Here is a 22,712-nt window from a genome sequence, read left to right as displayed (position 1 = left end):
TTGTTGCGGTCACAGTGTTGGCACCCGTGTTGCGTTAACGCGTTTCGGCAGGCACCAGCTTGCCATTTTCCATGTGGGGCGGAACATAGGTGGCACTGGTGTTTGCCACATCCCCAAACAAAACAAAGCCAAACAGGGTGATCACCAAAATTGAAATGCCCGCACCCGCCAACAAAAGCCATGGGGCTTCGGCAAAGCTTGGGGGCGGTTCTGCGCGCTTGCCCGACAAGGTGCGCCGCACTTGCATCCAGTTCCACGCCACATACAATAATGCGGGCGCAATTAAAGGCAGGATGTAGGTAAAAAATAACCTGAACATAATCTAGCCGTCCTTTTTGCCTATAATCCAGAGTTCTGAAAGCCGTACCAGTATACGGGCAGTAAAGCCCCATATAAATCTTTCCCCATAAGGAATGGCATAAAATTCCCGCCGCTTTTGGTTTGTCGGAGACCGGTCACGGAGTTCATGGTTGGATTTATCAAAAATGAAAGAAAGCGGCACTTCAAAAACATCTGCCACCTCGTCGGCCTGCAGGCGCGGGGTAAACTGTGTCACCAAACCCACCACGGGCGTCACCCGATAGTCCGATATGGTGGCGCGCTGTTCCAAGGCACCCAAAATGGTGACATGGGATTGGGGCATCCCCACTTCTTCTTCTGCTTCGCGCAATGCCGCCGCCACCGCATCTTGATCACATGGTTCTACCGCCCCGCCGGGAAAGCTGACCTCGCCCGGATGATCGGGCAAATGGTCCGCACGTTGGGTCAACAGCACCGTGACGCCATCTTCATGGGCCACCAAGGGCACCAAAACGCCTGCGGGGCGCAAATTGCGCTCAAAGCCTTCCAGTTGAACGCGTTTATCTTTCAGACCCACCCCAACCGCGATATCGGTTGAACACGCAGAATCTGATGCCCCCATCAATTGAGGGCCGAGCCTGGCCGCCACGGCCTTTGGACTAAACGCGTTCACAATATTTCCAATCCCATCATTCAGGCATCAGGGAGAAAAAATGCCCCATGCTCCATATCCCGTGCGAGTTCTGGTTCACCCCGTTCGGGTCATCGTTCCCCTTTTCAGCCATATCCACAAGGGCGTAATAAACCGGACGTGTGATCAGGGCTGACATTTCTCCGCCATCTCCATTTCCAAGACCTATATATGGGCGCGGCCCACGAGCGGTATCCCGCACAATCAGGGGATGGGCTAAATCCATCCTCACCCATTCATCCAAATTGGTCTTCAAAGACACAACGGCCTTTTGATCCACCCCTTCAACGCGCAAATCCACGGCAACAAAAGGCGCGTCATCGACCAAAACCCGCACTTTTTCTACCGGTGTCACCAGCCAGTACTGCCCCTGTTCATCGCGTTGTAAAATGGTCGCAAACAATTTGACCAGATTGATCCGGTGTATCACCGTCCCCTGATGATGCCAGATGCCATCCTTCGTGATGCGAAATTCCCCTTCGCCGCACGCTTTCAAAGCATCCATTACATTATCAGCCATCTGGTAATTCATCGCGCTGTTTGCCATAATTTACCCTATAATGGCACCCGTGCTTTGCTTCGTCATGTCCTAGACGCGGGTTTTATAAAAGACGGCCAAACTAATTGGCCCGCCAACGTTAAATCCGCCTGCTTTTTCTAAAGGGGATCGTAGTGACCATTACCGAAAATCCATCAGACAATGCCTCTGATTTGGCAAATGATATTGAAACGCTGGGGGTGCGCCTCCAAGAGGTCCGCACCGCCATTGGCGAAGTGATCTTCGGCCAGAAAGAAGTCATTGATGAGTCTCTGATCACCCTGCTGGCCGGGGGCCATGCCCTGCTGATCGGTGTGCCTGGCCTTGCCAAGACACGGTTGGTCCAAACCCTGGGCACCGTCTTGGGGCTGGAAGACAAACGGGTGCAATTCACCCCGGACCTGATGCCCGCCGATATTCTGGGTTCCGAAGTTCTGGAAGAATCCGAAACCGGCAAACGCAATTTCCGCTTCATTCGGGGGCCTGTGTTTTGCCAGTTGTTGATGGCCGATGAAATCAACCGCGCCAGCCCCAGAACCCAGTCCGCGCTGTTACAGGCGATGCAGGAACGTTCCGTTGCCGTTGCCGGGGTTTCCCATGATCTACCGAGCCCCTTCCACGTGCTGGCGACCCAAAACCCGCTGGAACAAGAAGGCACCTATCCCCTGCCCGAAGCCCAGCTGGACCGTTTTCTGCTGCAAATTGATGTGGGCTATCCCGATGAACAGGCCGAACGCGCCATGCTGATCGCCACCACTGGCATTGACGAAGCCGATGTGCGGGTGGTGTTCACTACCAAAGAATTATTAGCCGCACAACGGCTGGTACGGCGCATTCCCATCGGGGATTCCGTGATCAATGCAATTTTGGAACTGGTGCGCAAAGGCCGCCCCGGACAAGGGGACGCAGATATTGATGCGACCATTGCCTGGGGACCCGGGCCGCGCGCCAGCCAGGCGTTGATGCTGGCGTGTCGCGCCCGTGCCGTTTTGGAGGGCCGGCTGGCACCATCGGTGGATGATGTCATCGAACTTGCCCATCCGGTATTGCGCCATCGCATGGCCCTGACCTTCGCTGCACGCGCCGACGGCATCACCATGGATCAGGTGATCGACCGGCTTGCTGAGCCCATAGCCTAGAGGACGCGCCCGATGGCCGCCCCCACCCTTCCCGCATCTTCTTCGGCTTCTTATGCCATCTTGCAACGTGCCGAAGTGGCGGGGGCACAACTGCCGCCCTTATTGATTGCCGCAAAAAGGATTGCCGCCACGGTGATGCAGGGGCTGCATGGTCGACGCAGACGCGGACCCGGCGATACGTTCTGGCAATATCGCCATTATCAACCGGGCGACCCCACCACCCGCATTGATTGGCGCCAAAGTGCCAAAACGAGCAGCATTTTCATCCGTGAACATGAATGGATTGCCGCCCAATCGGTCTGGTTATGGCGCGATTGTTCGCCGTCCATGTCCTATAGCGCCTCTAAAAACCTGACAGAAAAAGGCGATCGCGCAGAATTGCTAACCTTAGCGCTGGCATCGCTTTTAATGCGCGCGGGCGAACATGTTGGCTTAAGCGGCGATGGCAGGCCCCCAAGATCAGGCCGGGCCGCCTTGACGCAAATGGCCGAAACATTGGCCCGCAATGCAGCAAGGGCTGCAAGTGGTGAAGATGCCCCGAGCGTGCCCCCGATTGAGCCGTTGCCGCGCTACGGGCACATTGTCCTGTTCAGCGATTTTTTAGGACCCATGGAAGAAATTGCCGGGATCATTGGTGCCTATGGCGCGCGCGGGATCATCGGCCATCTTGTGCAAATTCTGGACCCATCAGAAGAAACCCTACCCTTCACCGGCAGGGTCCGGTTTGAAGGCATGGAAGACGAAGGGTCGACCCTGATCAACCGGACAGAAACCGTGCGCAATGACTATCAAAACCGATTGATCGCACGGCGGGAACAACTGATCGCCCTTGGCCAGCGCCATGGTTGGTCCTTTACCCTGCATCACACCGATCATCCCGCCACCGAAGCCCTGCTGGCCCTTTACAACGCCATGACCTTGAGCCGGGATCAGTGGTGAGCAACATGATGACCACCTTGCTGAACGCCGGAAATTTTTCATCATGCTGAACCTTGGCCCCATCGCCTTTGCCTCCCCCTGGATAGGGCTGGCACTGGCTGGGTTGCCCATTTTGTGGTGGTTGTTGCGGGTAACCCCGCCTGCACCAAAACTGCTGCGCTTCCCGGCCATTCGTTTGTTATTTAATCTGCCCCAAGACGAACAAACCCCGGCCAAGACACCCTTGTGGCTGGTCCTGCTGCGCGTTTTCATCGCTGCCCTGGTGATCCTGGGTCTGGCCCAACCCCTGCTTAATCCCACCACCCAGTTTCAAGCAACCGGGCCTGTCGTTGTTGTCATTGATGATGGCTGGGCATCCGCCCGGGGCTGGTCGATGCGCCAAAGGGCCATTGATGGCTTGATCGACCGTGCCCAGCGTGCGGAAAAACTGGTCATGGTTGCCTCAACGGCCCAACCCATCGATGGCGGGCCTATCACCGCTGGAAAACTTTTAAGCCCAAATGCTGCGCGCGCGCTGGTTCAGGCACTGGCACCAAAACCCTGGCCCGTTTCCAGAACCCGTGCCCTCAAAACGCTGAAAGCCGCCCTTAAAGCAGCGCAGGTTGATGATCCTGCCAACGTGGTGTGGATCAGCAACGGGATCGAAAACAACACCACTGGCGACACATCAACAGATGCCTTCATCGCCAACCTGCAACAGATCGGACCAGTTACCGTCATGGCCGATGCACCGGGCAAGGGTGCGTTGGTGTTGCCACCCCCCGTCACCGGGGAAACCCCGTTTAAAATGAAACTGCATCGGGCCCATAAGGGTGCAGAGACGCAATTCTGGCTCCGGGGCACCGATGAACAGGGCAGGGTTTTACTGCGCGAAGCGATTCGCTTTCCAGAAGACAGCCCAACCGCTACCACCGATTTGGCCCTGCCGATCGAGCTGCGCAATCGTCTGACGCGCCTTGATGTCGAAGGCGTTGCCAGTGCGGGAACCACCGTCTTGTTCGATGAACGTTGGCGCCGTCGGCCCATCGGTATCGTCACGGCCGCCGATTCCCGTGCCGAAGCACGGCCCTTGCTGTCAGAACTGTATTATCTGGAACGGGCCCTTTCCCCTTATGCAGAAATCCGCAAAGGGTCGGCCACAGCCCTTCTTACCCGCAGCCTTGCGGTTTTGATCATCCCCGACAGTGGCATTCTGGGTGAAAACGATCGCACCAAAATCAAGACCTGGATGGATCAGGGCGGCACGGTTCTCAGGTTTGCAGGGCCGCGCATGGGCCAGAAACCCGATACCCTGTCCCCGGTACAGTTGCGCATTGGGGGACGCACATTGGGCGGTGCCATGTCGTGGGGACAGCCCGCCAAACTGGCCCCCTTTGAGGCAACATCCCCCCTTGCTGGCATTGCCCTTCCGGGCGATGTCCGGGTAACACGACAGGTTTTGGCCCAACCCACGCTGGCACTGCCTGAACGAACGTGGGCACGGCTGGCCGATGGCACGCCGTTGATTACGGCTGCCCCAAAGGGACGCGGGCGCATTGTGCTGATCCACACCACCGCCAATACCGAATGGTCGAACCTTGCTATTTCGGGGCTTTATATTGATATCCTGCGCCGCATCATCAGCCTGAGCCAAGGGGTCAGCGGGGCGCGCCTTCAGGCATTGGCCCCCATCACCACCCTTGATGGGTTTGGCCGCTTAACCACCCCGCCGCCATCGGCAACATCCCTACCTGTGCCTAGTTTAGGCTCGGGCAAAGGCCACAGCCATCTGCCCAGTCCCAAACACCCGCCGGGATTTTACGGCAACGATTCAACGCGCACCGCGCTTAATCTGGGGTCGGGCATTAAAACAATTACCGCCATGGCCGAACTGCCCCCGAGCGTGCGTGAATTGTCGCTGACGGCGCGCGAAGAATTTGACCTGAAACCCTGGCTGCTGGCAGGCGCGCTGGCACTATTGATTGGGGATTTCTGGATTGGGCTGTTCCTGCGCGGGCTGCTGTCCGCATCAAGGATCGGTCGCGCTGCCAAAAGCACCAGTGCCGCACTGATCATGTGCCTTTTGTGGACCGCGCCTGCTTATGCGCAAGCTCAAAAAACCGTTGCCAACGATTCCGACGCCCGGGTGATGGAAGCCACTTTTGATACCCGCCTTGCCTATGTTCAAACCGGCAACCCCAAGATTGATGCGACATCGCGCGCCGGACTGATGGGCCTGTCTGAAATGCTGCGCACCCGAACGTCTGTAGAACCAAAATCGCCCCTTGGCGTTGATATTGAACGCAATGAATTAAGCCTTTTCCCTTTCCTATATTGGCCCATCACGACGACCCAGCCCCTGCCCAGTGTGGCGGCCCGCACACGGCTGGCGCGGTATTTGCGCGGCGGCGGCATGATTTTGTTGGATACCCGGGATCGGGGTCAGGGCAGCATTGGCACTGAGGGGGGAATAGCACCAACGGGCGATGGTGCCGCACGACTGCGCCAGATTTTAAGCGGGCTTCAAGTGCCGTCTCTGGTCCCCGTCACCCCACGCCATGTTCTGACAAAATCCTTTTACCTGTTGAAAGAGTTCCCCGGCCGCTGGACCGGCGGCACCTTGTGGGTGGAAAAATCCGCAGGCAATGCCAATGACGGTGTTTCGTCTTTGATCATCGGGGCCAATGATTACGCCGCCGCTTGGGCCACAGACATCACGGGCCAGCCCCTGTATCCCGTTGTCCCCGGCGGTGCCCGACAACGAGAACTGTCATTCAGGTTCGGGGTCAATCTGGTGATGTATGCATTGACCGGAAATTACAAAGCCGATCAGGTCCATGTGCCAGCAATTCTGGAAAGGCTGGGCCAATAATGGACGGCGTGACCCAGATCGTTTTTGCCCCGCTGGTTGATTGGGCCATCATCATCACCCTTGGCGGTGCCGGGGCGGTGGTTGCGGCATACGCGGCATGGCAAGGTGCGCGGGGATGGGGGTTAAGAACACTGGCCATGGCTGCGTTAATTGCGCTGTTGGCCAATCCATCCATCCGTGAAGAAAAACGCGAACCGCTTTCTGATATCGCCGTGGTGGTGGTTGACGAAAGCCCCAGCCAGAACATCGGCCCAAGACGCGAACACGCCGAAGCCGCCCTTAATCACATCAAAAAAATGACAGAACGCGACAGCCTTTTGGAAATTCGGGTGGTGCGCGCGGGCAAGCCCCGGGCCATTTCCAAAAATGACGCGGGGGCGGCCACACAAATTCCAAAAGACCGGGGCACCCGATTGTTTGAAGCCTTGTCGCGCGTCATGGGAGACATCCCGCCAGACCGTTTTGCAGGCGCCGTGATGATCACTGATGGCCAGGTCCATGATGTGCCAAAATCAGCTACTACTCTGCCCTTTCCAGCCCCCCTGCATACTGTTTTGACGGGCACCCGGAACGTCAATGACCGGCGTTTGGTGGTGGAACGTGCGGCGGGTTTTGGCATTGTGAATGAAGCGGTCACCCTGACATTGCGCATCGAAGAATCAGGCAAAGCTTCGGGGCGCGCACGGGTGACCATCACCCGAGACGGCAAAAAACCCCGTGACCTTGATCTCGCCACCGGGTTCAGCCATTCCATAGAACTTACTGTCGATCATGGCGGGCCCAATGTGTTTGAAATTGCGGTGGCACCGGCAGCCGGTGAGCTGACCCTTGCCAATAACCGCGCCGCAGAAGTGGTCAATGGCATTCGCGACCGGCTTCGGGTGCTGTTGATTTCAGGCCTGCCCCATGCCGGGGAAAGGGTGTGGCGCAATCTTTTGAAAGCAGACCCATCAGTGGATTTGGTGCATTTCACCATTTTGCGCCCGCCAGAAAAACAAGATGGCACCCCGGTCAATGAGCTGTCGCTGATCGCGTTTCCCACCCGCGAATTGTTTGAAGAAAAGCTGGACGATTTCAACCTGATCATCTTTGATCGCTATCACCGGCGCGGGGTTTTGCCGGTCAATTACCTGCACAACATTGTCAAATATGTGCGCAATGGCGGAGCCATTCTAGAAGCAGGTGGCCCGGCACTGGCAACGCCTCTGGGCCTGTTCCGCACCCCGTTGCGGACCATCCTGCCCCTGGCGCCCACAGGGCGCGTCTTCAAACGTGGCTTTCGGGCCGAGATTACACCACTGGGTCGCCGCCACCCGGTAACAGCCAATCTGGGGGGGCATAAAAACAACAAGGCAAAACCCCAATGGGGCCGCTGGTTCAGGTTGGTCGAAGCAAAACCCCTGCGCGGGTCCGTGGTCATGCAAGGGTTGAACAACCAGCCGGTATTGTCACTGGACCGGGTGGGCAAAGGGCGCATCGCACAATTGTTAACCGATCACATCTGGCTGTGGGCGCGGGGCTTTGAAGGTGGGGGGCCCCAGGCTGAATTGCTTCGCCGCACCGCGCATTGGCTGATGAAGGAACCGGACCTTGAAGAAAACGATCTGCGCGCATCGATCCTTGGCACCCAGTTAAGCATTACCCGGCGCAGCCTGAAAAAGAACCCAAGCCCCGTCACCATCATCAAGCCTTCGGGCAAACGCGAAACCAAAGCCCTTAAAGAACGGGGTGATGGCCGTGCAACAACCATGATGACCATCAACGAACCGGGCCTTTACCGGATCACCGACAAGGGGGGGAAACGCGTGGTCTTTGCCGCAGCGGGCACGCTCAATCCCCTTGAATTTTCCGATGTCACAACATCGCCCAAACATCTGGCCCCTCTGGCAAAAGCCACCAAAAGCGGCATTCTTTGGGCCGCAGACGGCATGCCCGATATCCGCCGACCAAAGCCCGGGCGCGCGCTCCATGGGCGCGGCTGGCTGGGACTGAGAGCCAATGGCGATTACATCGTGCGCGGGGTCAATGAAATCCCGCTGGCACCGGCGTTGCTGGCATTGCTGCTGGCCCTTGGTTTGATGATTGCTGCATGGCGGCGCGAAGGGAATTGATGATCGCCGCCCGGCCGCGCGAAGGCCGTAAGCCTAAAGATCAAATTCGGCAACCACGGGCGCGTGATAGGAAACCGGCGATGCCTCAACCGCGCCATAACCCACCAGTTCATCGGCCAGATCTTCGTTGTGAATTTCAGACCCCTTGTAAAAACCCAACATTGCCCGCGACACCATAATGTGATCCAGCATTTGGCGGTGGCCCTGATGGATCACCGTGAAACGCCTGGTTTCGGGAAGGGAATGTTCCACGGGCACCATGACCCGGGATGCAAGGGCGCCATTGCCGGTGTTATCCACATCACCGCGCAGGATTTCCACCGGGGTGTGATGTTCTTCGGCATTGAAATCGCCCGCAATGCAAATCAACGCGTCCGGTTCACCCTCAAAAATCTGGTCCACCTTGCGACGCACTTCCAATGCCTGTCCTGCGCGTTTGATCTCGGACAGATAATACCCCTCTGCCCAGGCAGAAACGCTGTTCCAGACAAAGGCATCTTGTTTTTCCCCGGGCACTGGACACGCCAATGGGGCACGCAGATGCAGGTTAAAACAATGCAAAACCCGGCCGCCATCAAGGGCGATGCGTCCATATTGCGCGGGCCGATCCCAGTTGAGGGTGATGTCTTTTCCCCTGTCCTGGCCTTCGATAAAGCGATGGGTTGGTTCTGCCACCAAATCATGCCAGAGCTGATGGTTCTCGATCATGGGGTCGCGCGACACAATGGCCAGATTATGGATATCGGCAAACCCGGAAGCGGCCCGGTTGCGGGTGGCACAGACATGAAAATCCGAAAGCCCCGCAGCCTTTAACAAGGCATCAAGGGCATCAAGTCTTCGGTGTTCGGCCTTGTCTGATTTACCTTCGGGCCTTTGGGCATTGATTTCCTGAAGACACAAAATGTCTGCATTGATGCGCCTGATCTGGGGGCCGAGCAGTTTGAGCCGCGCGTCCAAAGGCACGCAGGCAGATGACCCCATATCCAGATTTTCAAGATTAAACGTGGCAATGCGCAACATGCAGACTCCTAGGTCTCTGTTGTCATCCAGTATAAATGAAAAAAACGCCCGAGGTCTCCCCCGGGCGTTTAATTCTCATAATCGACTTATTGGGCCAATTATCTAGGCCCCGATTATCTAGGTGTCGTGCGAACGTCAAGAACAGCAACGGCACCGCCTTCAACTTCTTTCACGGCCCGTTTCAGCGCACCGGTGATGGCATCGCCCTCAACCGGGCCCTCGGTCCAGGCACCGTAACCCCGCGCAATGGTCGCAAGATCGGCTTCTGGATCACGGGTGGTGGTGCCGATCCATGCATTTTCAGGCGCACGGCCACGCATTTTGGCAACCTCAATCTGATGCTGTTCATCATTGTACCAGGACGTGTTGTTGTTGATGACGCACAGCAATGGAATTTTCATGTGCACCGCAGACCACAGGGCCTGAGACTGCATCAGGAAGTCACCATCGCCAAGAATGGCCACGGGGAACCGGCCCTGATCGCGTGCCGCCAACGATGCGCCCAACATGGCACCGGGGCCATAACCAACCCCGCCGCCGCCAGAAACGCCGATGTTTTCACCGGCACCCTTGAACTGCCAGATGCCCTGGGGCCATCCCCGATGCCCACGTACGGTCAACATCCAGGGCTTGCGGCGAACCGCTTCAAAGACTTCATAGACAAACCGGTGAGGCGACAGCGGTGTGTCGTTCCAGCGCTTTTTCAGCATCGCTTGTTGGCTGCGAATGAAGGCGTTATGGACCCTTGCATGTTTGTTGGCCCTTGCCGCCATGGCAGCACGACGCGATTTTGGCAGGCGTTTTTTCACGGCAGCCAGAATCTGGTTCAGCCCAACCACGGGATCGGCCAAAAGCTGGATCGCGGTGGGGGCAACCTTGCCGCCCAGACGCGTCCATGACCGGATAGCGTAATCATTTTGGGAAAGGTCAATGACCTTGGTGCCCTTGCCACTGGCCCCGACAACGCCGCGCACTCTGGATGAGTATGAATCGATGATGACGTTAACGTCAGGGGAATCAATGGCCAGCAACACATCGGCCTTAGCGATAACCCCTGAAACCCCGGTCAGATTCTGGGGATGTGCGGTTGGGAAACAGACACAGTTGCGATCTTCAACATAAGCCGCCCCCAACAGTTCAACCAACTGGATCAAAGGCTTTGTGCTTTCCTTTTTATACATCAACCGTCCACCGGTGATCACCGGGGTCTTCGCCTTGATCAACATATCGGCGGTTTCATTCACCGCATCAAGATTGGCCGCAGGTGGGGGGGCGGGCTGATTGCAGGCTGCGCGCATATCAGGAATATCGATGGCTTCGGTCAATTTGGTTTCCTGAATGCCCGCATCCACAGAAACATAAGTCGGGCCCATGGGGCCGGTGTTGGAAATTTTATAAGCCCGGGCAATCGAATCGCACACGCCTTGGGCCGTGGATGCTTCATCATCCCATTTCACCCAGTCGCGGACGATTTGGCCCTGAACGTTGGCGGAATGTTCATAATCGATGCCGCGACGCAGTTTTGGGTCCGCAGGGCCAGAGCCCCCCATCACCACCACCGGCTGCTGATCAGCAAAGGCATTATAGATGGCCATGGAACCATGCATCAGGCCAACCAGGTCATGAAGCATGGCAAGGGCGGGTTCACCCGATGCCTTTGCATAGGCCTGGGCCGCATGAACACAGACATCTTCATGGGCACACAAAATCGCCTGGGGATCACGGTTGCCAAGATAATTAACCATGGAATCGTGCAAGCCCCGATAACTGGAGCCGGGATTGACGAATGCGTATTTAAAACCGATGGAGCGCATGGTTTCAGCCATGGCATCGGATGCATATTGTGGCCGATTAAGCTTTTTGAGCTTGATTGGCCGATCAATTGCATCTGCCGATTTTACAGCCGATTTTTTAGCTGCTTTTTTGACGGGTTTGCGCTTTGCAGGTTTTCTCATGATATTTCCTCTTTTTTCTTATGGCAGAACAAGCCCGTCTTCGCCGAAACGATCCGGGGTCTGTCGAAACACTGTTATTTTTGAAGACGGGCGGGTGTGGCCTTTCGTCTCCCTGATCAAACATTATTATTATTGGCATTCTTGGTACACCGAACGCCTATGGGGCGTCAATTTGCGTATGACCCGCAGTTAGATGCAAAAACCTGATCATTAGGCATGAAAGAACTTGAGCCTGCCGACAATTTAGATAGAGTTCCCCCTACATGCATGGGTCCATGCGAATTGGATGCCTGTAACCAGTAACAAGCGTATGGAATGGGGCGTCTGATTAAAAGGACGGGACAAAAATGATTGATGTATTAAGTGGGCTGGTGGGGTCTCTTGGCACCGCATCCCTGCATTTTCTTAATTTTAATTCACTTATTTTCCTAATCGCCGGAACGTCCATTGGGCTTCTGTTCGGGGCCATCCCCGGGCTTGGCGGCACCACGGCGCTGGCGCTTTTGATTCCCCTGACCTTTGGTATGGATAAAGCAGACGCCATCATGTTGATGGGGGGCTCCATGGCCGCAACCTCCACGGGCGGGTCGGTTTCGGCCATCTTGCTGAACACGCCGGGCATCGCCCCCAATGCTGCCACCACCTTTGATGGCTTTCCGCTGGCCCAGCAGGGCCGCGCCGGTGAAGCCATCGGAGCTGCCGCGACATCATCGGCACTCGGTGGACTGATTGGTGTCTTTACATTGATTTTGGTGATCCCCATCGCCAAGGAAATCGTGTTGCTGTTTTCACCGCCGGAATTTTTCCTGCTGGCCGTGTTCGGCCTTTGCGCCATTGCTGTTTCCACCGGGACGCGGTTGTTGCAGGCGCTGATCGCAGCCATTTTCGGGTTTATTTGTGCCTTTGTCGGGTTTGATCTGGTGTCTGGCGCTGTGCGCTATGCCTATGGAGTTGAAGCCCTGTGGGATGGCATCAAGCTGGTGCCCGCCCTTATCGGGCTGTTCGCCATTTCCCAGATGATTGATCTTGCCGTTAAAGGCGGGGCCATCGCTGATGAAAAGATTGATATCAAACTGCAACGCATGTCGGTCGGCATCAAAGCGGTGTTTAAGAACTGGAGCACCATGCTGACGGGATCGGCCATTGGCACCTTCATTGGTGCCGTTCCCGGTGTTGGCGGCACCGTGGCAGGGTTCTTAAGCTATTCCACACAGGTCCAGCGCGATACCAACCCCGATGTGCCCTATGGCAAGGGCAACATCAAAGGGGTGATCGCACCGGAATCGGCAAACAATGCAAAAGACGGCGGGTCTCTGATCCCGACCCTTGCTTTTGGCATCCCCGGCAGTGCGGAGACGGCCGTGTTCCTGGGAGCAATGGTCCTTCATGGGCTGGAACCCGGGCCAAGATTATTGTTTGAACATGAAGACGTTGTGTTCACCCTTGTATTGACGCTGACCATTGCCTGCGTCATTGCCACCCTGATCGTTCTGGCGCTGGCCCGGCCAATGTCATACCTGACCAAGGTTGATGCCCATATTCTGGCCCCGGTGGTGACCATGGTTGCCTTGGTCGGGGCTTATGCGCTGCAAGGTGAGATCGGGGATGTGGTCGTCGCCATGGTCTTTGCGATCATCGGCTACCTGATGATCCGGTTCCAATACCCAAGGATCACCTTCACCATCGCTCTGGTGCTGGGCAACATTACCGAGCGCAGCTTTTTCCAGACCATGGGGATTTCCGATGACTCCTATGCGATCTTCTTTACCCGCAACGTGTCCCTGATCCTGATCGCGCTGATCATCATCAGCCTTATGATCCCGTCGTTTAGAAACTGGATGGCCGATCGCAGTGCACGAAAAGAAGAAGGGAGTGCCACATGAGCATTCAAGCCCTTCCCCGCAACACCCTTGTTGGTGGTATCACCCTCATCCTTGCAGGGGCGATTTTTCTGGGCCTCCATGCCCAAGAGGTTCACCAGAGCCTGCTGGCCATTCCAGCGTTCATTGGATGGGCCGCAGCGATTTATGCAACACGGCCCCTGGTTAAGGACGAAAATCACACGGCGCTTTATTTTGCCTTTTCAATCATGGCATTGATGATTGTTTTCCTGCATGAAACCTATGAATACTCGGGCAAGTTACGCCTGTTCCCCTTGATGATTGGCTATGCCGGTGTGGTGCTGTCGGCCTTTGACATCCTGAGCCTGACCGACACCCGTTTGGGCCATGCCATTACCCGCATTTTGGGGGCCGCCCTTGATCCTGATGAAATTCATGTCCGCAAAGTCACCCGTGAACTGATCGTTTTTTCAGCCATGGCCGCCGTCGTGCTGTGCATTTACCTGATCGGCTTTTTGGTCACGACGCCGATTTTCGTGTTTCTGTGGATGCGGCTGGGTGGCAAAAAAAGCATCAAGGCGTGCTTTTATGGGGGCTTTTTCAGTCTGGTCTTTGTCTATCTGTTGTTTGAGGTCATTTTGCGATACGAACTTTACCTCGGCAAAATCCCGTTATGGGCCATTGATAAGTTTCTGCCCTAAACCCTTCAGAATAAAATTTCAGATTAAATCCTTCGATTCTTGGACGCCTTGGGATATGGTTTCGCCAAGATGCGCACAAGCGGATCGTGTACTGGCGGCTAACGCCTTGTTTTTAAAAAATTTGGGAGACTAATTATGATCAAAAAATCCGGACTTGCAGCAGCAGCCTTTGGTGCTGTTGCCATGGCTTTCTCCGGGGGGGCGAGTGCCGCTTTCCCAGAAAAAGACATTACCTTCATCATTCCTTACGGCCCCGGCGGCGGTTTTGACACGTATGTGCGCAAAATTGCACCGGTGATGCAGAAATACCTGCCAAACAAGGTCAACGTCATTCCTAAAAACGTTGCTGGCGCTGGTGGTAAAAAGGCACTGAACGTTCTTTATCGTGCCAAACCCAATGGCCGCAACATTGCCATCTTCAACATGCCCGGCATGTTGCTTGACAAAATTCTTGGCAAGAAGACCACCTTTGACATCGACAAGTTCGTCTGGCTTGGCCGGATTGCTCAGTCCAAATATGTGCTGACCGTCGGCGCCAAGGGCAAGTACCAGTCGATCAAAAGCCTGATGAAAGCCAAGAAGCTGAAATATGCGGTCACAAGCCCCAGTTCAGGTTCTTATGTTGCCGGTAAAATCATGGCCGATGCCATGAAGATGGATGTCAAATTCCTCACTGGTTACAAAGGGTCTTCCAAGATCTCGCTTTCAATCATTCGCGGCGATACCCATCTTTCGCTGTTCAACACCCGGTCCTACGCAAAATGGGCCAAGGGTGGCGATCTTAAAGCGGTTCTTTCCTTTGAAAAGAAAAGCCCCTTCAAGGGCGTTCCCACAGCCGCTGAAGTTGGCTTTCCAGCCCTTGAGTTGCTGACCATTGAACGCGTTGTCGGCACCACACCAGGTACGCCGAAGAAGATTGCGAAGATTCTTTCAAAGGCACTGTTCTCTGCTTTGAACGATCCAAAGATCCAGGGTTGGCACAAAAAGACAAGGCGTCCTATTGATCCCTTGCCTGCAAAGGCCACCGGTAAATTGCTGAAAGCATCAGCAAAGTTCTTTGAACAATACAAAGGCGTGCTTTCCAGTAAGTAAGCCCGCATCGAAGACCATTAAAGGGCGCCCATATGGGCGCCCTTTTTTTGTCTGAATTTTAAAACTGAATTAAGCCCCGGATCAAGCTGTAGCGGGCGCTTCAACATCCGAAACTGTATAGCGGCGCAACAGGCGCTCTTCGGTTTCCGGGAAATCTGTCCGCGCGTGGTTCACACACCGGTTGTCCCACATCAGAAAATCATCCACGGCCCATTGGTGGGCATAGATGAATTCGGGGCGTTCCGTATGGTCCACCAATTCAGCCAGCAAGGCATCACCTTCAGTTTCAGGCATATCGACGATATGGCGCGACATCAGGCGATTGACAAACAGCGCTTTGCGCCCGGTTTCAGGATGCACCTTGGCCAATGGATGGGTGGCCCGGCGGATCAGGGCATCGCCTTCTTCAAATTCTTCGCGGTGCGTCGCATCCTGATAATAAACATTCAAAACCTGCTTATCATCGATCATCGCTTTGGTTTCATCGGAAAGCGCATCATAGGCGGCATAAAGATCGGCGAAAACCGTATCCCCGCCGGTGCCCGGGATTTTGATCGCGTACAGGGTGGTCGCAAGATAGGGGCTTTGCCGATGGGACCCATCGGAATGGAACTGCATTTCACCATCGGGCAGACTGCCAATGGGTTTGCCATCTTTGCGCAAATTGGAAACCAGCATGACACCCCGGCGATAATCATCGGGCCTATCACGGCCCGGTGCCTTGAACCCGGAATCGGCACTGCCAAACCGGTCACAAAAACTGATTTGGTCTGTCGATGTGATCGTTTGGCCAGGAAAATGCAAAAGCTGATGATCGAGAAATGCCTGTTGGATCAGGTCGAATGCCGCATCTGCCACAGGTTTATGCAGATCAATGCCCTCAACACGGGCCCCAAGGGTGTCTTTAAGGGGGATAATGGCAAGAGTCACGCCGTTGATCCTATCGTGTTGTGGAAAGCACGCAATGTGCGCCAATGGTGGGCTTAGTTTATCCCCCCCAGCCCACCCCGCCAAGGGGTGATCGGGGCTGTGAATAAGAGTGGCCTATAGCCCTTGATCCTGAGGCCCGGGCGGGATACCTTGCCCACCCGCCCGCGAAAATCGCAAAAATCGCGAAAATTGCAGAGATTACAGATTTTATTCTGACTGCATTCATGGGCAAAAAACAGGAATTAAAACGTGTCCCAAAAAAGCCTTTCCCCCATTGAAGATATCATCGAAGACGCCCGCAATGGACGAATGTTCATCCTTGTCGACGATGAAAACCGCGAAAATGAAGGGGATTTAGTGATCCCTGCGGAAAAGGCCGATGCCGATATCATTAATTTTATGGCCAAATACGGCCGCGGCCTGATCTGTCTTTCGGTCACACCGGAACGCGCCAATGAATTGGGCCTTGAAATGATGGCTTCGCGCAACAATGCGCGCCATCAAACGGCGTTTACCGTTTCCATTGAGGCCCGCGAAGGGGTTACCACCGGCATTTCTGCCGCGGATCGGGCGCACACGGTTTCCGTCGCCATTAATTCCAATCGCGGCCAAGAAGACATCGTTACCCCGGGCCACGTGTTTCCCTTAATCGCCCAAACCGGTGGCGTTTTGATCCGCGCCGGGCACACCGAAGCTGCCGTAGATGTTGCCAAAATGGCCGATTTGAATCCCTCAGGCGTGATCTGTGAGATCATGAATGACGATGGCACCATGGCCAGATTGCCTGATTTGCTTAAATTTGCTGAAACGCATGATCTCAAGGTCGCATCGATTGCCGATCTGATTTCATATCGTCGGCGCACCGAAAAAATTATCGAAAAAGTCGCTGAAACAACCATCAACAGCCGTTTCGGGGGCGAGTTTCAATTGCACGTCTTCGCCAACCAGATCGAATATGGCGAACACATTGCCATCAGCTATGGCGATGTAAGTGGCGAAGAGCCGGTTCTGGTGCGGATGCATGCGCTGAACATGATTGCCGATGTTCTGGGCGACACCACGGAAACCCAGTTTGCCGCCGGTGAAAAACGCGACCGGGCAACCGAACTCCACGCCGCCATGCAGATGATTGCCGATAAAGGCCGCGGCGTCGTGGTCATTATCCGCGAACCCAGCCCCACTGCGCTGTCGCGCTTTGTTCAGGAGCGCGAGGGAAAACCAATGTCCAAGCCCATATCCGAACTACGCCAATATGGGATTGGGGCCCAAATTCTTCTGGAACTGGGGGTCCACAATATGGTGCTTCTAACCAATACCCGCCGCACCATTGTGGGTCTTGATGGATACGGCCTTAATCTGGTTGCCCAGGAACCCCTTCCAACCTAAATCAGCGGTAAATATAGAAAAATGGCCCCTTCTGGGTCTTGTACTCTGTTGGCCCAGACTGTAGAATTACTTAGAATACTAACGAGAACACGCGTCACGATCGGGAGAACAAGCCATTATGGCAAAACAACAAGATGGAAGCGTCGAAATCCTGAAAATTCAGGATTTCGAAATAGAAGTGGAACGCCGGGGTTCCGGGACACCGCTTGTACTGCTCTACGGAGAAGAAGCGCTTGAACTGGAAGCACCCTTTCTGGATGAGCTTGCCACAACCAATGAAATTATCATTCTGTCGCCTCCGGGCTTTGGCAAATCAAACCGTCCCGATAGTGTCGGCAATCCCGATGATATCTCATATGTGATGCTGGACGCGCTTGATGCCCTTGGCCTTGAAGACGTGACCCTGATGGGTTGTTCCTTTGGCGGTTGGATTGCTGCGGAAATGGCCACCAAAAATAGCGCCCGCATCAAGCAATTGATCTTGGTTGACCCCTACGGGATCAAGGTCAGTGACCGTTGGACCCGCGACATTCAGGACATCTGGTTCATGACCGCCGAAGACGTCCAGGACCGCAAATATTCTGACACCAAAAAAGGTGATATCGATTACACCGTCATGGCCGATGAAAAGCTGGAAATTATTGCACGCAATCGGGAATCCTTGGCCTTGTTTGGCTGGCAGCCTTACATGCACAACCCGAAGCTTAAAGGCCGGCTACATCGCATTAATGTGCCAACCCTGATTGTTTGGGGCGTTGATGACGGGATTGTCACCACAGATTACGGCAAGGCGTATGCCGCCGAAATTCCTGGTGCAAAATTCGAAGCCATTAAACAAGCTGGGCATTACCCCCAGATTGAACAACCCGCAGCCTTTGTGAAACTGGTCAGCAGCTTTATCGCAAAAGCATAAGCGACCGCCTGACCAGATTAGGGAGAATTTATTATGTATGCATGGCACTTCACCGAAATGCCTTACCCCAATCACCCGGACCCGGATACGGTTCCCTCCGTGCGCGTCAGCTTGCCCAGCAAGCATTTTGACCCAAAGCTTGGAGCGGAACTTTATAACCGCTATCTGGATGAACACTTGCTCGCCGATGACCTGGGGCTCAACATCATGTTGAACGAGCATCACCAGACAGCGACCTGTCTGGATGTCGCCGCCCCGCTATCCGGTGCGATTCTTGCGCGCCAGACCACAAAGGCGCGCATCTGTATCCTGGGGAACCCCATGGCCAACCGGGCCGATCCGATCCGGGTTGCCGAAGAAATGGCCATGATCGATGTGATCTCCAAAGGCCGTCTTGATGCCGGTTTTGTGCGTGGCGTTCCATACGAAGTCTTCGCCGCCAACACAAACCCGACCCAAACCCTAGAGCGTTTGTGGGAAGGCATTGATCTTTGCGTCAAAGCCTGGACCACCCATGATGGGCCCTTCAATTTCGAAGGCAAATACTGGCACAAACGCCAGGTCAACGTATGGCCCCGCCCGTATCAGGACCCGCACCCACCCGTCTGGATCACCGGTTCATCGGACAAAGAAAACATCCGTGAAGTTGCACGTCGTGGCTTTACTTTCGCCATGTTCCTTCAGCCCCATGAAAAGGTGAAGGAAATGTTCGATGCGTATCGCGAAAGTTCCATTTATGACGACCCAGAGGAAACACGGCGCCACATTGCCTATATGCCTTTGGTCGCCACGGGTGAGACCGAAGAAGAAGCAGAAGGATTTGCGAAGAAAATTGCCTGGTATCTTCAGGCAAAGACCGCACCGCAGTTCCGTAACCCACCGGGTTATGTGCCCGTTGCCTTCAACGTACAAGCGCTGAAAGGCAAGTATTCAGGGCGTACCGACGCCGTGCGTGCCGGTGGCATGGATTATCTCAAGGAACAGGGCGTCATGATCTATGGCACCCCCGATTCGGTCTTTGAACAGATCAAAACCTTCTATCACAACGTTGGTGGTTTTGGCCAATTCCTGATGATGCAACAAGCCGGGCATCTGGATCACAATGAAACAGTCAAAAGCATGAGCCTGTTTGCCAAGGAAGTGTATCCCCGCCTGCGCGAGGAATTTGCTTTCAAAATCAAAGGGGCCGCCGCCGAATAGTGGCGGGATGGCTTTTTGTGTGCATCGATGAGCAACTCTAAATTCGTCACAGTTGACGGGGTCAAGACCCATTACCTAGAGGCCGGCCAATCAGATGGCCGGCCGACGGTTTTGCTTTTGCACTCGGCTGAATTTGGCGGTGCAGCTGAGTTAAGCTGGGAATTCAACATCGGTCCATTGGGGGAACACTTCCACGTTCTGGCCCCCGATCATCTGGGCTTTGGCCGAACCGACAAAGTGTTCGATTTTTGTGGCCAGTTTGACAGACGCATTGAACACATCCGCCGCTTTTTAGAAGTCATGGACGTCCACGATGTCTATGTCATCGGTTCATCCATGTCCGGTGGATTGTCGCTGACGGTCGCATGCCGGGACAAGCCCGACTGGCCCATGCGCAAGGTGATTTCCTGTTCAGGGGGTGGCCTGTCACCAGCCAATGATGCGCGCGCGGTTCTTAATTCCTATGAAGGGGATTTCGAACACATGCGCCGTATCGTCGAGGTCATGTTTGTAGACCCAAAATGGGCAGGCGATGATGCCTACATCGCCAGGCGCCAGGAATTGGCCCAACTGCCCGGCGCATGGGAAGCCACCGCTGCTGCCCGGTTCCGTGCTCCCTTCCGCGAAGCGGCCGGAAAATCGGAACGCGAACAGCTGGATCACGGGAATATCAAAATCCCGGCCCTGATCATTGCCGGGTCGAAAGATCCGTTGCGCCTACCCGGTTATGCCGATGAACTGGTTGCGGAAATTCCAGGTGGGAAACTTTATACATTTGAAAATGCTGGCCATATGGGCAATATCGAATGCGCCGATGAATTTAACCGGGAAGTGATTGCCTTCCTGAAGGAGGACACGTGAGCGAAGAAAAATCCCACCAGCCAATTGAAGGCAGTGCGTTGCGCGCCTTCGCTGGTAGTTTCGCCTCTGGCATCGTCGTCCTGACCACCCGTGACACAGCAGGAACGGCCTTTGGGCTGACCATGAATGCCGTTTCCAGCCTGTGTGTGGAACCGCCGCAGTTTCTGGCCTGTATCGCTAAAACGGCCGCAACCCTTGGCCCAGTTCTGGAAAGCAAGGTCTTTGCGCTCAACATTCTTGCAGAGAACCAAGAAAGCATTTCCAACACCTTTGCCTCCAAGGGTGATGACAAATTTGCCAACATTGACACCCATGACGGTGTTCTGGGTGTGCCGCTGATTGACGGCGCACTGGGCCATGCAGAATTTCGTTTAGTGGATACCCACGAATCAGGGGATCACGTCATTGTCATTGGTGAAGCCGTCAGCAGCAGCGTCGAAGATAGTGCTCCACTGGTCTATTTCCGCGGCAAATACGCAAAAATCTAACGCAATCTCTGTTTATTAGGTGGGCTTGTCGCCTAACACTGTCAGACGGCGCATGATGCGGCTTTCTTCCGGGTCAAAATCACGCCGGGCATGGGCGGTACAGCGGTTATCCCACATCAACATATCCCCCACCTGCCAACGATGCTCAAAAACAAAGTCGGGGTTTTCGATATGGTCAAACAACTGGTCTAACAATGCCTTGCTGTCATCATCCCCCATGCCCTCAATGGACCAGGTCATCAGGCGGTTGATGAACAAGCATTTGCGCCCCGTGACCGGATGGGTGCGAACCACAGGCTGGGTATGTTGCGGCGCATCAACGGACAATTCCTTCGCTGCATGGGTGGCGGCGGCATCGTAGTCATAAACATTCAGCGCCTTTAACCCATCAATCTTTGCCTTTACCCCATCATCCAGGGTCTCATAGGCCCGATACAGATCCACAAACATGGTATTGCCCCGAGTTTCGGGCACTGCAATCGAAAACAGGATCGTCGCCTGGGCCGGGCGTTCTGTATAGCACTGGTCAATATGGAACATCATCTCGCCAACCGGCAGGGCGTGGACATATTCCCCATCTTCCTTGACGTTGGAGATGTACATGATGGCGGGGTCTTCGCCGACAAAGTTTTCTGTATGAATTTCGGAAAGCACCCCAATGCGGCGGCCAAACCGCAGTTGATCGGCAGCCTCCAGCTTTTGGCCCCGGAAATAAATCACCAGGTTCTGGTGCCAAACATCCAAAATTGCCTGAAACGTTTCCTCATCCATATCCTTGGAAAGATCAACATTACAAATTTCGGCACCACAAGGGCTGTAGCGAATGATTTCAAGGCCCTTATAGGTTTCCTTGATGCCCGGGCCGGGATTGGTTTCTGGAAAATTGGAAATCTGTACTGACATTCTTAAAAAACCTTGTTCGTAGCCCGATCAAACCGGGGCAAAGAAGTAAAACAAGGGATAAGGGCGAACCATGGCCCTTATCCCCAGCGTTTAATGCATCGAGCGCCCGCCATCGACATTGATGGTTTGGCCGGTAATGTAATTTGACGCATCCGATAACAAGAACATCACCGCACCCACCAGATCGTCTGGCAATTGGTCGCGGTTAAAACATTTGGTGCTGTCGGCGCGTTTTGACATGTGTTCATTTGAACTGTTGGCAACCTGGGTTTCAGAAAGGGTGAAACCCGGGCTGACCGAATTAACACAGATATTATCTTCACCCACTTCACGGGCAAGGGCACGGGTCAGAACCACCACCGCGCCCTTTGATGCGCTGTAATGCAACCGCCACATGCCGCCATCAAAGACGCGGGATGAGGAAATATTGACGATCTTTCCCCCGCCCTGTTTCTTCATATGCGGGTAAACCGCAAGACAGCACAAAAACACACCCTTGGTGTTGACCTGCATCACACGATCCCATTCATCGGCGGCAATTTCATGCCAGGGCTTGCGGCCCAAAACAGACATCAGGGATGCGTTGTTGATCAACCCGTCAATGCGTCCCCATTTATCCATGGTCGCCTGGGCCATGGCTTTTGTCTTGGCCTCATCGGCAACATCCGTGGTTTGTGCCAAAGCCTGTCCGCCAGCGGCATTAATCTCATCGGCAAGAGCATGATTGGCTTCATCAACGATATCGGCGATCACGACCTTTGCGCCCGCTTCTGCGAGCCTTTGGGAATAGACCTTGCCAATGCCGGTCGCACCCCCGGTGATGATAATCACCCGATCGGTCATGTCCAGGCTG

General features: G+C 54.9%; 20 protein-coding genes. 12 read left to right on the top strand and 8 right to left on the bottom strand.

Annotated elements, in window-relative coordinates:
* Positions 1 to 34 precede the first annotated feature (34 nt).
* The 3 genes from HOJ08_05870 to HOJ08_05860 all read right to left on the bottom strand — a co-directional run bounded on the left by HOJ08_05870 (position 35) and on the right by HOJ08_05860 (position 1,511).
* Positions 35 to 319: a hypothetical protein gene (locus HOJ08_05870; protein ID MBT5672960.1), complete on the bottom strand. Its 285-nt coding sequence runs from the start codon at positions 317 to 319 to the stop codon at positions 35 to 37.
* 3 nt (positions 320 to 322) lie between these two features.
* Positions 323 to 922, bottom strand: coding sequence for a CoA pyrophosphatase (locus HOJ08_05865; protein ID MBT5672959.1), 600 nt, complete (start codon positions 920 to 922; stop codon positions 323 to 325).
* Between the two features lie 67 nt (positions 923 to 989).
* On the bottom strand, positions 990 to 1,511 hold the full coding sequence (locus HOJ08_05860; protein ID MBT5672958.1) for a DUF1285 domain-containing protein: 522 nt from the start codon (positions 1,509 to 1,511) through the stop codon (positions 990 to 992).
* A 212-nt stretch (positions 1,512 to 1,723) separates the two neighbouring features.
* On the opposite strand from HOJ08_05860, the gene HOJ08_05855 reads away from it, so the two are divergent.
* Genes HOJ08_05855 through HOJ08_05840 form a run of 4 tightly spaced genes read left to right on the top strand, consistent with a single transcriptional unit; the run spans position 1,724 to position 8,569 of the window.
* Complete coding sequence (locus tag HOJ08_05855; protein ID MBT5672957.1) at positions 1,724 to 2,668, top strand: MoxR family ATPase; 945 nt, start codon at positions 1,724 to 1,726, stop codon at positions 2,666 to 2,668.
* Positions 2,669 to 2,680: 12 nt separating this feature from the next.
* Positions 2,681 to 3,607 (top strand): DUF58 domain-containing protein, encoded by a 927-nt coding sequence (locus tag HOJ08_05850; GenBank protein MBT5672956.1) that lies wholly within the window; start codon positions 2,681 to 2,683, stop codon positions 3,605 to 3,607.
* Between the two features lie 43 nt (positions 3,608 to 3,650).
* Complete coding sequence (locus HOJ08_05845; GenBank protein MBT5672955.1) at positions 3,651 to 6,458, top strand: DUF4159 domain-containing protein; 2,808 nt, start codon at positions 3,651 to 3,653, stop codon at positions 6,456 to 6,458.
* Positions 6,458 to 8,569 (top strand): hypothetical protein, encoded by a 2,112-nt coding sequence (locus tag HOJ08_05840; GenBank protein MBT5672954.1) that lies wholly within the window; start codon positions 6,458 to 6,460, stop codon positions 8,567 to 8,569. The genes HOJ08_05845 and HOJ08_05840 overlap by 1 nt, the downstream gene beginning before the upstream one ends.
* 33 nt (positions 8,570 to 8,602) lie before the next feature.
* Here the strand turns inward: HOJ08_05840 and HOJ08_05835 are convergent, their stop codons facing one another.
* Both HOJ08_05835 and HOJ08_05830 read right to left on the bottom strand, forming a co-directional pair.
* Complete coding sequence (locus HOJ08_05835) at positions 8,603 to 9,589, bottom strand: endonuclease (GenBank protein MBT5672953.1); 987 nt, start codon at positions 9,587 to 9,589, stop codon at positions 8,603 to 8,605.
* A gap of 113 nt (positions 9,590 to 9,702) precedes the next feature.
* Positions 9,703 to 11,544 carry a hypothetical protein gene (locus tag HOJ08_05830; GenBank protein MBT5672952.1) on the bottom strand — a complete coding sequence of 614 codons (1,842 nt, stop codon included), beginning with the start codon at positions 11,542 to 11,544 and terminating at the stop codon, positions 9,703 to 9,705.
* A 368-nt stretch (positions 11,545 to 11,912) separates the two neighbouring features.
* On the opposite strand from HOJ08_05830, the gene HOJ08_05825 reads away from it, so the two are divergent.
* The 3 genes from HOJ08_05825 (at position 11,913) to HOJ08_05815 (ending at position 15,178) form a co-directional block, all read left to right on the top strand.
* Positions 11,913 to 13,427 (top strand): tripartite tricarboxylate transporter permease, encoded by a 1,515-nt coding sequence (locus tag HOJ08_05825; protein ID MBT5672951.1) that lies wholly within the window; start codon positions 11,913 to 11,915, stop codon positions 13,425 to 13,427.
* Positions 13,424 to 14,086 (top strand): hypothetical protein, encoded by a 663-nt coding sequence (locus HOJ08_05820; protein ID MBT5672950.1) that lies wholly within the window; start codon positions 13,424 to 13,426, stop codon positions 14,084 to 14,086. Before HOJ08_05825 ends, HOJ08_05820 begins: the two co-directional genes overlap by 4 nt.
* Before the next feature lie 135 nt (positions 14,087 to 14,221).
* Complete coding sequence (locus tag HOJ08_05815) at positions 14,222 to 15,178, top strand: hypothetical protein (protein ID MBT5672949.1); 957 nt, start codon at positions 14,222 to 14,224, stop codon at positions 15,176 to 15,178.
* 81 nt (positions 15,179 to 15,259) lie between these two features.
* On the opposite strand, the gene HOJ08_05810 is transcribed toward HOJ08_05815, so the two are convergent.
* Positions 15,260 to 16,108 (bottom strand): TauD/TfdA family dioxygenase, encoded by an 849-nt coding sequence (locus tag HOJ08_05810; GenBank protein ID MBT5672948.1) that lies wholly within the window; start codon positions 16,106 to 16,108, stop codon positions 15,260 to 15,262.
* A 249-nt stretch (positions 16,109 to 16,357) separates the two neighbouring features.
* Between HOJ08_05810 and ribB the strand changes: the two genes are divergently transcribed.
* The 5 genes from ribB (at position 16,358) to HOJ08_05785 (ending at position 20,956) form a co-directional block, all read left to right on the top strand.
* Positions 16,358 to 17,494, top strand: coding sequence for a 3,4-dihydroxy-2-butanone-4-phosphate synthase (gene ribB, locus HOJ08_05805; protein MBT5672947.1), 1,137 nt, complete (start codon positions 16,358 to 16,360; stop codon positions 17,492 to 17,494).
* Between the two features lie 118 nt (positions 17,495 to 17,612).
* Positions 17,613 to 18,407 carry an alpha/beta hydrolase gene (locus HOJ08_05800; protein MBT5672946.1) on the top strand — a complete coding sequence of 265 codons (795 nt, stop codon included), beginning with the start codon at positions 17,613 to 17,615 and terminating at the stop codon, positions 18,405 to 18,407.
* A gap of 33 nt (positions 18,408 to 18,440) precedes the next feature.
* Positions 18,441 to 19,607 carry an LLM class flavin-dependent oxidoreductase gene (locus HOJ08_05795; protein ID MBT5672945.1) on the top strand — a complete coding sequence of 389 codons (1,167 nt, stop codon included), beginning with the start codon at positions 18,441 to 18,443 and terminating at the stop codon, positions 19,605 to 19,607.
* A 27-nt stretch (positions 19,608 to 19,634) separates the two neighbouring features.
* A complete protein-coding gene (locus HOJ08_05790; protein MBT5672944.1) occupies positions 19,635 to 20,468 on the top strand; it encodes an alpha/beta hydrolase in 834 nt (277 codons plus the stop codon).
* Complete coding sequence (locus HOJ08_05785; protein ID MBT5672943.1) at positions 20,465 to 20,956, top strand: flavin reductase family protein; 492 nt, start codon at positions 20,465 to 20,467, stop codon at positions 20,954 to 20,956. Before HOJ08_05790 ends, HOJ08_05785 begins: the two co-directional genes overlap by 4 nt.
* Positions 20,957 to 20,971: 15 nt before the next feature.
* Here HOJ08_05785 and HOJ08_05780 read toward each other — a convergent pair whose 3' ends face one another.
* Both HOJ08_05780 and HOJ08_05775 read right to left on the bottom strand, forming a co-directional pair.
* On the bottom strand, positions 20,972 to 21,859 hold the full coding sequence (locus HOJ08_05780) for a TauD/TfdA family dioxygenase (GenBank protein MBT5672942.1): 888 nt from the start codon (positions 21,857 to 21,859) through the stop codon (positions 20,972 to 20,974).
* Between the two features lie 90 nt (positions 21,860 to 21,949).
* A complete protein-coding gene (locus tag HOJ08_05775; GenBank protein ID MBT5672941.1) occupies positions 21,950 to 22,702 on the bottom strand; it encodes a glucose 1-dehydrogenase in 753 nt (250 codons plus the stop codon).
* Positions 22,703 to 22,712: the final 10 nt, after the last annotated feature.

This window comes from Rhodospirillales bacterium (genome assembly GCA_018666775.1).
Classification (GTDB): Bacteria; Pseudomonadota; Alphaproteobacteria; order SMXQ01; family SMXQ01; genus JABIXC01.
This window is presented reverse-complemented; position numbering and strand designations above follow the sequence as displayed.